We start from the raw sequence: 15,676 nt of genomic DNA on the forward strand, positions 1-15,676 counted from the left end.
GAAGCCGCAGGTTCCTACCGCGTCATCTTGATCTGCCGCACGACGGGGATCGTGGGCAGCGAGCCGGTGTGGTCGGCCTCTTCCTTGGCCTGCGGCGAGCCCGGCCCGCGGGCGGTGGCGTCGGGGAAGCGCTGCTTCATCTCGCGCAGGAAGCCGTCGAGCGTGTCGACGCTGGCGGCGAGCTTGGCGATCTCGGCGAATTCGGCGGCTCGAGGAAGCGGCCGGCTTGCTGGCGATGTCGAAGGCTAGACGGTCGGCGCTCTCGCTCATCAGCGGCGCGTACTTCTCGCGGAATCGCGACAGGCCGATCGAATCGTCCGCGAGCGCATAGCCGACGGCGGCCCGGATGATGTCGCTTTTCTCCACCGCATTGAGCGGCTTGAAGTCGCGGAAGCGCTCGCCGTAATAGAGCTCGATCTGCTCGGCGGACTCGCGCCAGCGCCGCGCCGCCCAGAAGATGTCGGAGCGCAGGCGAAGCACCTCGCGCCCGGAGACGTTGGAGACGATGTCGAGCGCGAGGTCGTGACGGCCGACGTCGCTCTGCGCCCGCGCCTCCAGCAGCAGGCGCTGCTGGCGCAGCTCGCCGGAGAGATCGCTGATGCGGCTCGCGCGCAGCGCCGCGATCGCCTTGTCCGGCCTGCGGTTGGCGAGATAGATCATGGACAGGCGTGCGGCGACCTGGGCGCGGGCGGCGCCTTCGAGACGGTGGTCGACCTGGTATTGCAGCAGCTCGGCGGCCTGGTCGAGCAGGTCGATCGAGGCGAGACGGTCGGCGAGGCGGCGGATCAACTCGTCGCCGCGCCTGCCGATCGGTGTCAGCTCGCGAAACTCGTAGAACAGCCCGAGCGCCTCGACCTCCGGCAGGTCGTCGCCCTTGGGGCCCAGGAAGATCTGCGTGAACAGGTCGGAGGCGAGGTCCTGTGCCTGGCGCGAGGCCTCGGCGTTCGGCTGAAGCCTCGTCGCGGTGCGCGCCGCCGTGAGTGCGTCGCGATAGCGCCCGTTCTCCGCGTACATCTGGGACAGCAACTGGAGCGTCTTGACCTCGATCGAGTCGCCGCGCCAGGTCATCGACAGCGTCTCGAGCTCGCGCAGCGCGTCTTCCTTGCTGATCTCGTCGCGCTTCTGCCGCAACGCCACCTCGAGCTGCTTGGCCTCCGCCGCCGCCGGCCGGTCGTTCGAGTCGACCGCGAACTTGTAGTCGTCGAGCGCGTCCTTGTCGTGACCGAGCGCCTCGGCGAGCCGGCCGCGCAGCACCGCGAAGCCGGGCGCGGCCTCGGGCGGGACGCCGACGACCTCGATCTCGCTGCGGCGCTTGGAGGCACCGGCATAGTCCTTGACCTCGAGCGAAGCGCGCATCGCGTCCATCGTCACGATGCGCTGGATGTCGAGCGGCAGCGAGGCGATGGCGAATTCGACGTTCTTGAACTTCTCGCGCGCATCGGCCCATTTGCCCTGGCGCGCATAGGCGAGCGCCTTCCAGAGCTGGGAATCATGGCTGTTGCCGATCACGGGATTGGCGAGGTCCTTCAGACCCTGCGCCGGCCGGCCGATCAGGATGCTCGCGATCGCATGCGTGATCAGCGCGCTGCTCTCCTCCTTGTTGAGAGGATCGCTCAGCATCAGGTCGGTCACGGCCTTGGCTTCGTGATACATGGCGCGCGACATGTAGAACTGCGCGAGGTCGAGCCGAGGCAGCGAGCGCTGCGCCGGCTCGGCGGCGGCGGCCGCCATGATCAGCTCACCCTGCCTCGCTACGAAGTTCTCGGACTGGCCCTTGCGCCAGCTTTCCGGGCTGAAGATCGGCCGCACCGCGGTCGGCGCCCGGTCGGCGGAAATATCGACCGGTGACAGTGTCAGTCCGCCCTTCTTGCCGAGAATGACCTTGTCGGAACCGACCTCCACACCGACCTCGTCGGAGTTCGGCCGGATCGCAATGCCGTGCGCGGATTCCAGCAGCGAGAGATCGACGAGGTCCTGCCGCTTGATGAAGCCGCGGACCGGTCGCTGCGCGGTGACGACATAGAGCATGTCGCCGGCGTCGGGATCGGTCAGTTTATGCAAAACGCCCGGATTGGCGAAGGGGATCGCGATGGTGGCGAGCGCGGGATCGGTGATGTTGCGCGACATCATCAGCGGCAAAGGCGTCGCCTGGATCTTGTCGGCGAGCGTCAGCAGCCAGTTGGTCTCCTTGCCGACCTCCTCGCTCGTCAGCGAGTAGACCAGCGGCCGGGTGAGACGGATGCGCACCGCCTGCCCCTTGTCGAGCGGCATGCGGCTGACTTCGCCGATCATCGTACCGCCCCTGGTGCGGATCGCCTCGACGTCGATCGGCTTCGGGGTGTCGAACACCAGCCACACCGTGTCGCCGCGGCGGAACGCCGCCGCGGGCGTTGCGACCTGAAGCGGGAACGTGACGCGCAAGCCGTCGCTGTCACGGCGTACATCGACGCTGGCAATGGGCGGCGACGGCGCGGCCGGCGCCTCGGCAGCCGCAGCCTTGACGGGCGCGACCGCGGCTTCCATTGCCGGTGCGACCGGCTTCGGGGCTTCCTTGACGGCCTCCTTGGCGACTTCCTTGACTGCTTCCCTGACTGCTTCCTTGGGCGCTTCAGCCGCGGGCGGCGCTTCGACCATGGGAGCGGGCGCCGCCTTGGGTGCCTCCTTGAGTCCTTCCTTGGGGGCTTCGCCGGGCGGCACCGCGGCGGGTGCTTCCATCTTCGCCTGGGGCTTCACCTCGATCCTGGCTTCACGGGCGATCGTCTCCGAGGTCGGCGGCACGATCTCGCGCTGGGCGCCCTTCGGCTTTTCCGCCGCCGGCTTTTCCGGCGCCGGTGCACGACCTTGGGCAGCAGGCTTCGCCTGCGCGAGCACGGATTCGGCGGTTGTGGCCGTCTTGCCCTTGTCCGGCTGGAAGGCGATGTCGACGACGTAGTTCTTCTCGTCGCGGAAGGAGTGCACGTCGGAATCGCCGATCAGGGCGATCTCGACGCTGGTCTGGTCGATGTCGCCCTTCTGCTTGATCGAGGCGACGTTCGGGGGGCGGCGACGACGGCGTCCGCCAGATCGAAACTGAGGTTGGCGTTGAAGGCCAGCGTGAGCTTCTGCTCGTTGAGCACGGAGGACACACCGACGCCGTCGGGCATCTCGAACACGAAACGCACGAAGGTCGGCTGCACCGAGGCGCGGACGCGGATCGGCGGACGCTTCTTGCTCTCGGCGGCGGCGCGCTGGGCGCGCAAGGCGCGTTCGGCCACACGCGCGCGCTCGGCGAGGTCCTTGACCACGTCCATGGGCAGGCTCGGCGGCGGCCCCTTCCAGCCGTCCGGCAACAGATCGATGAAGGTGCGCTCGCCGGCATTCATGGTGTTGACGGTGACGCGCCGCGCGAGCGACAGCCGGATGGCGCCGCCATCGGGATCGCGCCGGGCAGAATTGACGTAGTCGGGCGCGCCTTCCGGAACGCGGTCGACGGGAACGTCGACCGGCCGGTCGAAGCGGATGATGAGAATGGAACCCGCGGTCGTGACCTCGGAGGGAACGTCCTCGCCGAGCTTGATCACCAACCGGGCGAAGCCGCCGGCGGCCGAGAAACTCGCCTCGCCCCGGATCGGGTCGGCCGCCCCGGCGGGCGCACTGAAGCCGATCAGCAGGCAGGCGGCCAGCATGACGGCCTTGCGGACATGGCGCGACGGCAACCGCGCCAAAGCGCGGGCTCGCGACACAAATCCAGCGGCTGCCTGCTGCGCCATTGGCGGCATTTCTTCCAGTTCGACGGTCCATGCCGGCACTGGCGCCGGCCCGTGCCGTCGATTGTAGGTTTTGCCAATTAAGGGCTTCTTAAGTATGAGCCCTCAATTCGGCTTTTGCGTCGGCTTGCCGTCGATCTTGGGCAAATCGCCGGCCGAGGCCGATTGATCGCCACCGCCATTGGCACGGCGGGCCATCTCGACCGTCAGCCGCTCGGCGGCTTCCGACGACATCAGTCCCAGGATGTCCGACATCTTTCGCGGCGCGATGGCGGAGGCGATCTCGATCAGAACGCCCATCTCGAGCCGGTCGAACACCCGCGCGGCGTCCTTGGGCTTCATGCCCTCATACATGGTCACGAGACCCTTCATGCGCTGGGCTTCGGCGGCCTTCTGCTCGGCCTGGCCTGCGGAAATGCGGGATTCCACCGCCTTCATCTCGTCGACCTTGTTTTCGATACGCTTTTCGGCCGACTTGAGCAGGCTCTCGCGAATGTCGATCTCGCGCTGCCGGGCCTCGATCTCCTGCCGACGCGCCTGCAGCCGTTCCAGGATCGCGCGCTCCGAGGCCGAGATCTGCGGCTGGGTCTCGTCGATCTTGATCACGGTGCCCCCTCCATCTTGGTCTCGGGAGCAGCGGGCTTCGGTGCCTCCTTCGGCGCGCCATGGGTCGAGCCGGTGATGTCGGGGTCTTCCCGTCCCGGGAAATTCAGGTTCTCCTGCGCCCAGGATTTTTTGAGCTTGTTCGGCTGGTAGTCGAAGACATAGCCGCCATTGATCACGAGGCCCGCGACCTTGAGCGTGGCGAGGCCTGCGACGGCGACCAGGACGATCGGAATGACGCGGATGTTACGAAAGGACTTCATACCCTGACTTTATGCGGCAAGGCCGCCGTTGGATCGTCGGCGCTCGGAGAAGGCTTCGGCCGCGGCCGCCACCGCCTTCGCCGAGGATGGCTTGGCCACGGGCGCGGCAACCGTTTCCGGACCGGTCATGGGACGCGCGGCGATCGCGATCTTGGACAGGCGCCGCACCACGTTGTCGGCTTCGCCGAGCTGCTTGTAGAGCTGGTCCGACATCTGGGTTGCCGCCGCGAGCTGGTTGCCGAGGTTCTCGTTGACGTCGCGCACCGCGAGCTTCAGCCCGCCGATCGCGCGCTCGGCGATCTCGGTCGCCGTGATCAGCTCGCCGATGACCGCTTTCAGCGAATGCTCGTCCGCCTTCAGCCGCGTCAGTCGCTTGTTGAGCATGACGCAGTAGAAGATCGTCAGCATCAGCAGGATAGCCACCAGTGTCTCGATCGCCATTCCCAGGGAGTGGTTCATGGGGCCTCCATCATCTTGTTCTGCTCGTCGACTTTCTCGAACATCGCAAGTGTCGTACTTGGCTTGCGCAAGGGTTTCGTCACGCGGATAGCGACGCGGTCGCCGACCCGGCCCATGCGCCCCTCGGTCAGGGTGACGTCGCCGCAGCGCACGGTCACGTTGGCATCCGCACGCATGTCGAGCGGCAGGGTGTCGCCGACCTTCAGCCGCATCAGCTGCTTGAGCGGGATTTCGGCCTCGTAGAGCACGGCGTCGACCGCAATCTCGGCCTGGTTGATCTCGGTGGCGAAATGGCCCTCCCAGACCGTGTCACGGCCGAATTTTTCGCCCATGAACATCTGGAGCAGGACGCCCCGGATCGGCTCGATGGTCGCGTAAGGCAGCAGCAACTCGATGTTGCCGCCGCGATCTTCCATGTCGATGCGCAGGCGCACCAGAATCGCGGCGTTGGCAGGACGGCTGATCGCGGCGAAACGCGGGTTGGTCTCGAGCCGGTCGATCGTGAAGGTTACCGGCGACAGCGGCCGGAACGCCTGTTCGGCATCGGCCATGACGACCTCGACCAGCCGCTTGACCAGCTCGGTCTCGATCGTGGTGTAGGGCCGGCCCTCGATGCGGAGCTGAGCTCGAGCCGCGGCGGCCGCCGAGCAGGACGTCGATCATCGAATAGATCAGGCTGGAATCGACCACCGCCATGCCGAAATTGTCCCACTCCTCGGCCTTGAAGACGGTGAGGACGGCGGGCAGCGGAATCGAGTTCATGTAGTCGCCGAAGCGAACCGAGGTAATGCGGTCGAGCGAGACTTCGACGTTGTCGGAAGTGAAATTGCGCAGGGAGGTCGTCAGCAACCGCACCAGGCGGTCGAAGACGATTTCGAGCATCGGCAGACGCTCGTAGGAGACCATCGCCGAATCGATGATGGCGCGAATGCCGGAATGGTCGTCGAGCGTGACGTCGCCGACCGTGAAGCCGAGGAGGTTGTCGATCTCCTCCTGCGACAGCACCCGCTCGCCGGAATTCTTGCCGGCGCCGAGATCGCGGCTGCCGTCCTCGACCATGGCGGCCCATTGCAGGGCCATGGTTTCGGATAGTTCGTTTTCGGCAGCAGCCTTCGCGGCCTCGGCGGGATCCTCGGAATCGAGCGAGGCCTCCCATTGGGCGGCAATTGCATCCTGGTCTGGTTGGTCGGTGCCCGCCATGATCCCTAGCCCACCATGCTCACTGGATCACGACTTCCTTGAACAGCACCGCGCTGACCTGGACCGGCGCGACCGCCGCGTTGACGCGCTTGGTCAACTCTTCCTTGAGGCGGAAGATGCCGGCGGAGCCGTTGAGGTCGGACGAGCGCAATTCGCGCACATAGGTCTGGAAGATGTCGGTGATGCGCGGCATCGTCGGCTTGATCGCCTCGATCTGCTTCTCTTCCTTCAGCTCCAGCACGACCTTCAGCTTCAGGTATTGCACGCGCTCACCCGGCGCGCCGGCGAGGTTGACCATGATGTCGGGCACCTCGACGAAGGCCGGCGGCTTCGGCGGTGGCGCCGCCTCGGCGTGATGCTCGTCCTCGCCATGGCGGAAGAACAGGAACCAGGTCGCAGCGCCGCCCCCGAGCAGGACGAGTGCGCCGACGATGATCAGGATCAGCTTGAACTTGCTCTTGGGGGCAGCGGCTTCCGCGCCTTCGGCGGCTGCGCCGCCTTCCGCTTCGTTCTCTGCCATGGTCGATCAGGCTCGCTCATCTTAAACGGTTCGAAAGAGCGAAGCCTCCTGGCAGACAATGACGCGATACAAATGTCCCAGCGCAATGCGCTCCTCTTGCTCGCAAACGCTACGGTAATAATGGTTAACGGAACCTTTCGATCGGGCCTGCACTAGGAAAAATCTGCCGGGCAAACATGGCTAACAGAACCTTTCTGCCGCCTTCCCGCGCCCTCGGAAAATCAACAAGCCATTGAAATTTCTTAACTTCCCACGTTGGCACGGCTTTCGCTGAGAGAGGGCGGAGACCGGAGGGTTTGGGAGAACCTGACAGTCTCGTTCACGGGGTCGGCCAAGGCGCTTGGGAGAGCGAGGTGGCGGGCTCGCTCAGGGGAGATTTCCGATGCAGAACGCGCTTCTGATCGGCTTGTCACGGCAGATGACGTTGGAACGGCAGATGGATGTCATCGCCAACAACGTCGCCAATGCCAACACCAACGGCTTCAAGGCCGACCATTCGCTGTTCGAGGAATTCCTCAATTCGAACGCGCGTGAAGACAATTTCGTCGCCTCCGACCGCCGGGTCTCCTATGTGCAGGACCGCGGCACCTTCCGCGACGTCGGCCAAGGGCCGATGGAGCCGACCAACAATCCGCTCGACATGGCGATCGACGGCAACGCGTTCTTCGCCGTGCAGGCCAATGGCGCCGAACGCTATACCCGCGACGGCAAGTTCTCGCTCAACAGCACCGGCCAGCTCGTCACCTCCGACGGCAACCTCGTGCTCGGCACCGGCGGCCCGATCACATTCCAGCCGACCGACCACGACATCAACGTCGCCCCCGACGGCACCGTCACCGTGCTCGAGGGCACGGCCAGGACCGACTCGATCCGCGGCAAGATCCGCATGGCCTCGTTCGACGACCCGGCCAAGCTGACCAAGCTCGGCGCCAACCTCTACAGCGCCGGCTCCGCCGTCATCCAGGCCGACGCCAAATCCGTGGTCCGCCAAGGCTACATCGAGAAATCGAACGTCAACTCGGTCGGGGAAATGAGCCGCATGGTCGAAGTCATGCGCAGCTACACCGCCATCGCCAATCTGCTCCAGCAGCAGAGCGACCTCCACAAATCGGCGATCGAGAAACTCGCCGACGTTCCGGCCTGATGTAAGGGATTACTGACATGCAAGCGCTCCACACCGCTGCGACCGGAATGGCGGCCCAGGAACTCAACGTCCAGGTCATCTCCAACAACATCGCCAACCTGCGCACAACCGGCTTCAAGAAGCAGACCGCCTCGTTCCAGGACCTGATCTACGAACACGTCCGCCGCGTCGGCGCGCAGGCCTCGGACCAGGGCACCATCCTGCCCGTCGGCGTCGACATCGGCGGCGGCGTCAAGACCGTCGGCACGCCGCGCAGCATGACGCAGGGCACGCTGTCGCAGACCGGCAACGACCTCGACCTCGCGATCTCGGGCGAAGGCTTCTTCAAGATCCTGATGCCCGACGGCACCTACCAGTACACCCGCGACGGCACCTTCCAGATGGACAATCAGGGCCGCGTCGTCACGGCGCAGGGCAACCCGGTGCAGCCGACGATCACCATCCCGAACAACGCCTCGGGCATCGCCGTGAGCGAGCAGGGCCAGGTCTCGGTGACGCTGCCCGGCTCGTCGACCTCCTCGATCGTCGGCCAGATCGGCGTGACGCGTTTCATCAACAAGGCCGGCCTCCAGCCCGTCGGCAGCAACCTGTTCACCGAAACGCCGGCCTCCGGCGCGCCGCAGGACGGCACCGCGAACTCCGAAGGCTACGGCAAGCTCACGCAGGGCAGCCTGGAGCAGGCCAATGTCGACGTCGTCTCGGAGATGAGCGACCTGATTGCCGCGCAGCGCGCTTACGAGATGAACGCAAAAGTCATCAGCGCGGCCGACCAGATGATGCAATCGACCACGGCGCTGTTCCGCTGAGGCAATGACGATGATCCGCACCGCCCTTGCCACGATCTCCGTCCTTCTCGCGCTGGCGCTGCCGGCGCGGGCCGCCGACGATTTCATCGCAGCGCCGACGCTGCGCGCCAGCGTCACCGTCACCTCGGACGTGGTGCGGGTCGGCGATCTCATCGACAATGCCGGCTCGGCCGCGCCGATCCCGGTCTACCGTTCGCCCGATCTCGGCACCACCGGCGAGCTGCCGGTCGCGCAGGTGCTGTCGGTGCTGCGCGGAAAACAGGTGATCGGCGTGATGACCGGCGACATCAAGGAAGTCCAGGTCACCCGCCTCGCCCGCACGCTCGTTCACAAGGACCTCGAAAACGCGGTCGCCTCGGCGCTGGAGCGCCGCTTCGGCCTTGGGGACGCCGCCAACATCACCGTCACCTTCGACCGCGGCATCTCCGACATGCGGCTGGACGCGTCCAACAGCGGCGCGCTGCAACCGGTGGCGACGCGCTACGACGCCCGCAGCGGCCGTTTCGACATTGCCTTCGAGATCGGCAACGACAACAATCCGACGCTGACCAAGCTGCGCTTCACCGGCACCGCGATCGAGACGGTGGAAGTGGCCGTGCTGACGCGCGACATCGACCGCGTCGAACTCCTGAAGTTCTCCGACATCGCACTGGAGCGTCGGCCGAGGGCCGAGATCACCGGCGAGGCCGCCTCGCGCGACCGCGCCATCGGCATGCAGCTGCGCCGGCCGATGCGGGCGGGCACGCCAATCCGCGTCGCCGACATCGTCAAGCCCGACTTCGTGTCGCGCGACCAGAGCGTCACCGTGATCTACCAGGTCCCCGGGATCTACCTCACCACCCGCGGCAAGGCGGCTCGAGAGCGGCGCCGAGGGCGATACCGTGAGCGTCCTCAATCTGCAGACCAAGCGCACGCTGACCGGGACCGTCACCGCCCGCGGCCAGATCACCGTCCAGGGCGCCAGCCAGTCCGCACCGATACCGGCTGCGGTCGAGCAGACCTCATCGCTCAAACGCGACGAAGCGCCCGCCCCCGTCGACACTGCTGCCCTGCTCCGGAGCCTGGTCCAGGGCCCCGCTTCGCCGGCCCAGGTCGCACAGGCCCAGCTCCCGCAAGTTCGCGTCTCGCAAGCTCCAGCCAAGTCAGAGTAAGTCATGTCCAGGTTCAGTTCGGCTTTCCGTCCTCGTCGCATCGCGATCTCTGCCCTGCTGCTGGCGACTTGCGCGCTGGCGAGCGGCTGCTCCTCGATCGACCGCCTGTCGCAGATTGGCGAGCAACCGAAACTGTCGGCGATCGACAATCCGACGACGCAGCCCGGCTACAAGCCGGTGCAGATGCCGATGCCGAAGCCGGAAGTCGCCTCCTACAATCCGAACTCGCTGTGGCGCAGCGGCAGCCGCGCCTTCTTCAAGGACCAGCGCGCCCACCAGATCGGCGACCTCCTCACCGTGACCGTCAACATCACCGACAAGGCCAACCTCTCCAACGAGACCCAGCGCAGCCGGACCAATTCGGAAGACTCGGGCATCACCGACTTCATCGGCGCCAAGACGCTCGGCGCGCAGGCGCAGAAGGTGCTGCCCGGCCGCATCCTCACCGCCGATTCCAGCGCCGCCAGCGATGGCAAGGGCTCGGTCAATCGCACGGAAGCGTTGCAGACCAACGTCGCCGCGGTGGTCACGCAGGTGCTGCCAAACGGCAACCTCGTGGTCGAGGGCAAGCAGGAGATCCGGGTCAATTACGAGATCCGCGAGCTCATCGTCGCCGGCGTCGTGCGGCCCGAGGACATCCAGAGCGACAACACCATCGACTCCACCAAGATCGCGCAGGCCCGCATCGCCTACGGCGGCCGCGGCCAGATCATGGACGTGCAGCAACCGCGCTACGGCCAGCAAGTCATGGACGTGCTGCTGCCCTTCTAAGTTTCTCCCGAGCTCCCACATCGTGTTCGCGAACCTAGGCGCGAACGACGATGTACGACGCGGCCTCCGGTAGCTCCTCGCCGGAGGCCGCATGTATTTTGGGACACGCACAGCGAGTCAGGCCCGCGATCGTAGCGGCGCTCGCTGCACCCACAAAAACAATCTCGATCATTCAAGCAGCAGCGCGCCGCGGCTTTTGGCGCACCACCAAATCGACCTTGTAGTCCAGCCGATCCAGACAGCGGACCAGACGTTCAATCGAAAACTTGCCGACACGCCCCGTGACAAGACCGGAGACGTCCGGCTGCTTCAGACCCAGCAGGGTTGCGGCCTTGGCCTGTGTGAGTTTACGGCGCTTCAGAATATCACGAATCTCACGGACGAGCTTGGCCTTGAGCAACTCCTCTTCGGGATTGGCAAAGCCGAGATCGGCAAACACATTGTCGCTGCCTACCCTGATATTTTTATCATCGCTCATCTGAGGCCTCCTTTGCCATAGCGCTCATGGTAGTGTGCCTCGGCAAGCTTCAAACGCGTCTTGACAAGATCGATATGATGCTTCGGCGTCTCGATTCCTCGCTTCGACTTCTTCTGAAAGGCATGGAGAACGTAAATCACGTCAGCAAAGCGAACCGTGTAGACCGCCCTGAAAGTATCGCCATCGAAATCATCGACCACTTCGAGCAACGCTGCGCCCGCCAAACCCTTTCAACGCTTTGACACGCGGATGCTCTGCCCCATTCTGCGCGTCGTCGATCGCAAATCCCATGAGGCGACGCACCTCGTCCGGGAATGCCCGCAGATCATCCAGGGAAGAGCCAATCCAAATCGTCGGCTTGCGATTGGGCATTTCCACCCAGAATATAGCACTTTTGCTATTAAATCCAATCCCGTAAATTCGGGTTTTAGGAATTAAACTCGACACCCTCGATCAACCCATTATGTTCACTTTTTGTTCCACGCCGCAAGGGGGCGCCACGCGACCGTCCCGAACAAGAAATGGAATGCGGTGGCCGCGACGGCGTCGCTGACGGCTCGCCTTACGTTTGGTCTCGATGGCGAACGCACGCCCGCTGCGCGGAGGGGACCGCGCAGGGTGCCGGCCCCCTTAAGTAAACTCCGCCTCCACCACGCCCAGCCCGTCCAGCTCCATCCGCACCTTGTCGCCGGCCTTGAGCCACAGCGTCTTGACGAGGCTTCCGGTGAGCACGAGCTGTCCCGCGTGAAGACCCCTGCCTTCGGCGGCGAGGTGGTTGGCGAGCCAGGCGAGTGCGTTGTGGGGATGGCCGAGCACGTCGGCGCCGGTGCCGTTGCTGACCTCCTCGCCGTTGACGATGGCGCGGCCCTTGACCGCCTTGAGGTCCGGCACCGACGAGCGCGGCACGGACGGCCCCAGCACGCAGCCGGCAGCGAAGAAATCGTCGGCGATCAGCGTCGGCGCGCCCATCGTCTCCCACTTCACATAGCGGTCGTCGACGATCTCGATGGCGGGATGATAGGCCTCGACGGCTTCACCGACCCATTCGGCCGTGAACGGCGCCTCGCCGGCGGCAAGGTCGCGCTTCAGGCGCACCGCGATCTCGCATTCGACGCCGACCCGGACATAGTCGGCAGAAGCGAGCTTGACGCCGCTGTCGTGCACGCCCTTCTGGAACACGCCGCCGCCGCAGGGGTGCGGAATGCCGATATAGTCCTGCATCACCGCACTGGTGCAGCCGATCTTGTAGCCGACCAGCGGCCCGGCATGCGGCAGCAGCAGATCGTGCAGCGCGCGCTGGACTTCGTAGCCTTCGTCTTCGTCGGCGGGAGGAACCTCAAGCGCGGCAAGCGGCGCATGGTTGCGCCGCGCCAGCGCGATCGCCTTTGCGGCTTCGAGAATATTGTCCATCGGCGCCGCCTCCTACGCTACCCAATCGAGGACGGCACTTCAGCATCCCCGCCGGGGCGTGACAAGGACGGGGCGGCCTCACGCCTTGACGAGACCAAGACGGATCAGGCTCCCGGCCGTGGCCAGGATCGCCTCGTCATTGGAGCGGGCCTGCCAGCCGAGCAGCGACCTTGCCTTGGCGCTGGTGGAATGCCTGACCTTGCCGAGCATCGGCACTACGGCGCGCAGCAGCGGAATCCGGTGGGCGGCCAGCCGCACCAGCCAGTCCGGGGCCTGGAGCCGCGGAACCCGCCGCGCGGCCGGTCCGAGTTCCCGCCGCAGCACCTTGGCGATGTCGAGGATCGACATCGCCTCGCCGGACACCGCGATGAAGCGCTCGCCTTTCGCCTCGGGCGCAATCATTGCCCGCAGATGCAGATCGGCGACGTCGCGCACGTCAACCACGCCGAAATAGACCCGCGGCACCGCCAGCATGGCACCGTCGAGCAGCGATTTGACGATCTCGATCGAGCCGGAGAAGTCTGGCCCCAGCACCGGACCGAAGATGCCGGCGGGATTGACGACCGACAGCTCCAGCCCGCCGCCCTCGCGCGCGACGAAATCCCAGGCCGCCCGCTCGGCCAGCGTCTTGGACTTGATGTAGGGCTGCACGTCGGCGCCTTCGAGATTGGTCCAGTCGGTCTCGTCGAACGGCTTTTCGCGCGGTGAATGGCCATAGCCGATCGCGCCCAGCGAGGAGGTGATGACGACCCGCCTGACGCCGGCGTCCCGCGCGGCGCGCAACACCCGCAGCGTGCCGTCACGCGCCGGGATGATCATCTCGTTCTCGTCCCTGGGAACGCTGGTCGACAATGGCGAGGCGACATGGAGCACGTAGTCGCAACCCGAGACCGCCTTGCGCCACCCCTCGTCTGCCGTGAGGTCGGCGGTCAGGAAGGACAGGCTCTCCGGCGAAGTCGCCCCGCCCTCGTGCAGCATCGCCAGCACGTCGTCCCGCCGATCCGGACGGCGCACCGTCGTCCGGACCGCGTGACCGGCGGCCAGAAGTTGCAGGACGACATGGCTGCCGACGAAGCCGGACCCGCCGGTGACCAGAACGGTGCTCATTGCCAAATTCCCCTCGGTGCGCGGCCGGGCGAATGGGTTCCGCCGGACCTGCTCAAGGCCGCATCTGGTCACTATCTGAGAGCGCACAAGTAGAATGGATTTCGAGACCGGTATGGAAAACCTGACCAGCATTTGCGACGGCGACTGCGATTGCAGCCCCGACCCCGCCCTGCTCACCGACTTCAAGCGGGCGATCCACGCGCTCGGCGGCAAGTGGAAGCTGGAGATCCTGTTCGTGCTGATGAACGGCGCGGTTCGCTTCGGCGCCTTGCGGCGATCGATCAGCGGCATCACCCAGCACATGCTGACCACGCAACTGCGCGAGCTCGAGCAGGATGGCCTGGTGTCGCGCACCGTCTTCGCGGAGAAGCCGCTGCGGGTGGAGTACGAACTGACGGATGCAGCCTACGGCCTGCTGCCGGCGTTTAAGGAAATATTGAGCTGGTCCAGGCTTTATGGGGATGCGCGCCTCGTGGCGCCGCGGCAGGCCTGATTGCAGCGACGTGTGATGCTGCTGTATCGGTGTCTCAGCATCCGGGTCGATCCCGTTGATGCGACTCACAAAACGTCCCGCACCTGAAGTGAAGGCTGGTTCTCATCCGAACTCACGTGAGCTCGGAAGAGTCGAGTCTAGCTCATTGATCGCGATTCACTTTTCGCGATTGCGGCCGCGCGACGAGCGGCCGCAAGCGACAGGCAACATGCTGATCAGGGCGCGAAGCGGCACCTTGGGTCCTAAAACAAAGAGCCGCATCGCTGCGGCTCGGACTCTATTCGTCGCGATAGACCTTCTCGCGTTTCTCGTGGCGCTCCTGCGCTTCCACCGAGAGCGTCGCGATGGGCCGGGCTTCGAGCCGCTTCAAAGAGATCGGCTCGCCGGTGTCCTCGCAATAACCGTAGGTGTTGTCCTCGATGCGCTGGAGCGCGGCGTCGATCTTGGCGATCAACTTGCGCTGGCGGTCGCGGGCGCGGAGTTCGATGGCGCGGTCGGTTTCGGACGATGCCCGATCGGCGAGATCGGGGTGATTCACGTTCTCCTCCTGCAGAGCCTGCAGGGTGAGCTTGGACTCTTTGAGGATCTCATCCTTCCAGGCGAGGAGCTTCAAACGGAAGTACTCCTTCTGCCGGTCGTTCATGAAAGGCTCTTTTTCGGTCGGTCGGTAGTTTTTCAACTTTTCCAAGGGCGGCCTATCTTCTCAAGCAACGACTCGTGAACGGAACGACGTCCGCTGAGCCGGGGCTTATATAGCGACCTCCTGTGACAGACAATATTTCCTTAATCGCTCGGTTACCGCCCCCAAACCCTTGCACAGGAAGGTTTATCCTGGAGGGTCCGGAGGCGGCCAAAAGCCTAGTAACCGACCGTGAAACGCTGCCGCGCATGGGCCGGCCGCTCGATCTCGTCGGCAAGCGCGATGGCGTAGTCGGCAAAGCTGATCCAGCTCTTCCCGCTCGCATCTGCGAGAAGCTGGTCGGTCCCCAGCCGGAACTTGCCGGTCCGCTCCCCCTCGATGAACAGGGCCGAAGGCGAGATGAAGGTCCAGTTCAGGTCCTTCTCCTGCCGCAGCAGGTCGAGGAACGCCCCGCCTTTTCCGCTTCCGCCTTGTATTCGGCCGGAAAACCGGTGGTTGTAACCAGTTTCACACCGGGAGCGACTTCCAGGCTTCCGGCTCCGCCGACGACGAGGTAGCGGCCGACCCTGGACTCCTTTGCCGCCCCGATCAGCTTGAGCGGGTCGCTGGCCAGGAAGTGCACGGAACTCACGGCCGCATCGTGTCCGGCCCACAGCCTGGCAAGGCCCGCTTGGTCGAGCACGTTGCCCTTGGTGGGCGTGACATTCGGCAGGGCCGCGATCTTCTCGGGGTTCCGGGCAATGGCCGTAACCGTGTGGCCACGACGGGCCAGTTCCTTGGTGATTTCCGATCCGGCCCGGCCGGAGGCGCCGGCGACTGCGATTTTCATGGAAGGCTTCCTTTGCTTCTATGGTAACTAATGGTGACTAGATATCGCAAAGGATG

Annotated in this window: 11 protein-coding genes and 5 pseudogenes; 5 read left to right on the plus strand and 11 right to left on the minus strand. The window is 65.2% G+C overall.

What is annotated here, in order from left to right; genetic code table 11:
- Positions 1-14: 14 nt before the first annotated feature.
- The 5 genes and pseudogenes from ACQ86E_RS02640 to fliL all read right to left on the minus strand — a co-directional run bounded on the left by ACQ86E_RS02640 (position 15) and on the right by fliL (position 6,791).
- A pseudogene (locus tag ACQ86E_RS02640) lies at positions 15-3,749 on the minus strand (tetratricopeptide repeat protein).
- Positions 3,750-3,851: 102 nt separating this feature from the next.
- Positions 3,852-4,612 (minus strand): annotated as a pseudogene (locus ACQ86E_RS02645) (MotE family protein).
- A gap of 9 nt (positions 4,613-4,621) precedes the next feature.
- On the minus strand, positions 4,622-5,071 hold the full coding sequence (locus ACQ86E_RS02650; RefSeq protein WP_431204067.1) for a DUF6468 domain-containing protein: 450 nt from the start codon (positions 5,069-5,071) through the stop codon (positions 4,622-4,624).
- A pseudogene (fliM, locus tag ACQ86E_RS02655) lies at positions 5,068-6,271 on the minus strand (flagellar motor switch protein FliM). Before fliM ends, ACQ86E_RS02650 begins: the two are co-directional and overlap by 4 nt.
- A gap of 19 nt (positions 6,272-6,290) precedes the next feature.
- A complete protein-coding gene (gene fliL, locus ACQ86E_RS02660; RefSeq protein ID WP_431204068.1) occupies positions 6,291-6,791 on the minus strand; it encodes a flagellar basal body-associated protein FliL in 501 nt (166 codons plus the stop codon).
- Between the two features lie 382 nt (positions 6,792-7,173).
- On the opposite strand from fliL, the gene flgF reads away from it, so the two are divergent.
- The 4 genes and pseudogenes from flgF (at position 7,174) to flgH (ending at position 10,663) form a co-directional block, all read left to right on the plus strand.
- On the plus strand, positions 7,174-7,935 hold the full coding sequence (gene flgF / locus ACQ86E_RS02665; protein ID WP_431204069.1) for a flagellar basal-body rod protein FlgF: 762 nt from the start codon (positions 7,174-7,176) through the stop codon (positions 7,933-7,935).
- A gap of 17 nt (positions 7,936-7,952) precedes the next feature.
- Positions 7,953-8,741, plus strand: coding sequence for a flagellar basal-body rod protein FlgG (gene flgG / locus ACQ86E_RS02670; RefSeq protein WP_431204070.1), 789 nt, complete (start codon positions 7,953-7,955; stop codon positions 8,739-8,741).
- Positions 8,742-8,751: 10 nt separating this feature from the next.
- Positions 8,752-9,892, plus strand: a pseudogene (gene flgA / locus ACQ86E_RS02675) (flagellar basal body P-ring formation chaperone FlgA).
- Positions 9,893-9,895: 3 nt separating this feature from the next.
- Positions 9,896-10,663 (plus strand): flagellar basal body L-ring protein FlgH, encoded by a 768-nt coding sequence (flgH, locus tag ACQ86E_RS02680; protein WP_431204071.1) that lies wholly within the window; start codon positions 9,896-9,898, stop codon positions 10,661-10,663.
- A 172-nt stretch (positions 10,664-10,835) separates the two neighbouring features.
- Here the strand turns inward: flgH and ACQ86E_RS02685 are convergent, their stop codons facing one another.
- The 4 genes from ACQ86E_RS02685 to ACQ86E_RS02700 all read right to left on the minus strand — a co-directional run bounded on the left by ACQ86E_RS02685 (position 10,836) and on the right by ACQ86E_RS02700 (position 13,658).
- Positions 10,836-11,141, minus strand: coding sequence for a helix-turn-helix domain-containing protein (locus tag ACQ86E_RS02685; RefSeq protein WP_431204072.1), 306 nt, complete (start codon positions 11,139-11,141; stop codon positions 10,836-10,838).
- A complete protein-coding gene (locus ACQ86E_RS02690) occupies positions 11,138-11,341 on the minus strand; it encodes a type II toxin-antitoxin system RelE/ParE family toxin (RefSeq protein ID WP_431206382.1) in 204 nt (67 codons plus the stop codon). Before ACQ86E_RS02690 ends, ACQ86E_RS02685 begins: the two co-directional genes overlap by 4 nt.
- A gap of 430 nt (positions 11,342-11,771) precedes the next feature.
- Entirely contained in the window at positions 11,772-12,551 is a 780-nt protein-coding gene (locus ACQ86E_RS02695; protein WP_431204073.1) for a 2-keto-4-pentenoate hydratase, read from the minus strand.
- A 78-nt stretch (positions 12,552-12,629) separates the two neighbouring features.
- Positions 12,630-13,658, minus strand: coding sequence for an SDR family oxidoreductase (locus ACQ86E_RS02700; RefSeq protein ID WP_431204074.1), 1,029 nt, complete (start codon positions 13,656-13,658; stop codon positions 12,630-12,632).
- 94 nt (positions 13,659-13,752) lie between these two features.
- Between ACQ86E_RS02700 and ACQ86E_RS02705 the strand changes: the two genes are divergently transcribed.
- The gene (locus ACQ86E_RS02705) at positions 13,753-14,151 is read left to right on the plus strand and encodes a winged helix-turn-helix transcriptional regulator (protein WP_431204075.1); all 399 of its coding nucleotides are present in this window, start codon (positions 13,753-13,755) and stop codon (positions 14,149-14,151) included.
- A 277-nt stretch (positions 14,152-14,428) separates the two neighbouring features.
- On the opposite strand, the gene dksA is transcribed toward ACQ86E_RS02705, so the two are convergent.
- Positions 14,429-14,794, minus strand: coding sequence for an RNA polymerase-binding protein DksA (dksA, locus tag ACQ86E_RS02710; RefSeq protein ID WP_008554760.1), 366 nt, complete (start codon positions 14,792-14,794; stop codon positions 14,429-14,431).
- A gap of 215 nt (positions 14,795-15,009) precedes the next feature.
- A pseudogene (locus ACQ86E_RS02715) lies at positions 15,010-15,620 on the minus strand (NAD(P)-dependent oxidoreductase).
- Positions 15,621-15,676 lie beyond the last annotated feature (56 nt).

Origin of the sequence: Bradyrhizobium betae, from assembly GCF_050632175.1 — a bacterium.
Classification (GTDB): domain Bacteria; phylum Pseudomonadota; class Alphaproteobacteria; order Rhizobiales; family Xanthobacteraceae; genus Bradyrhizobium; species Bradyrhizobium betae_B.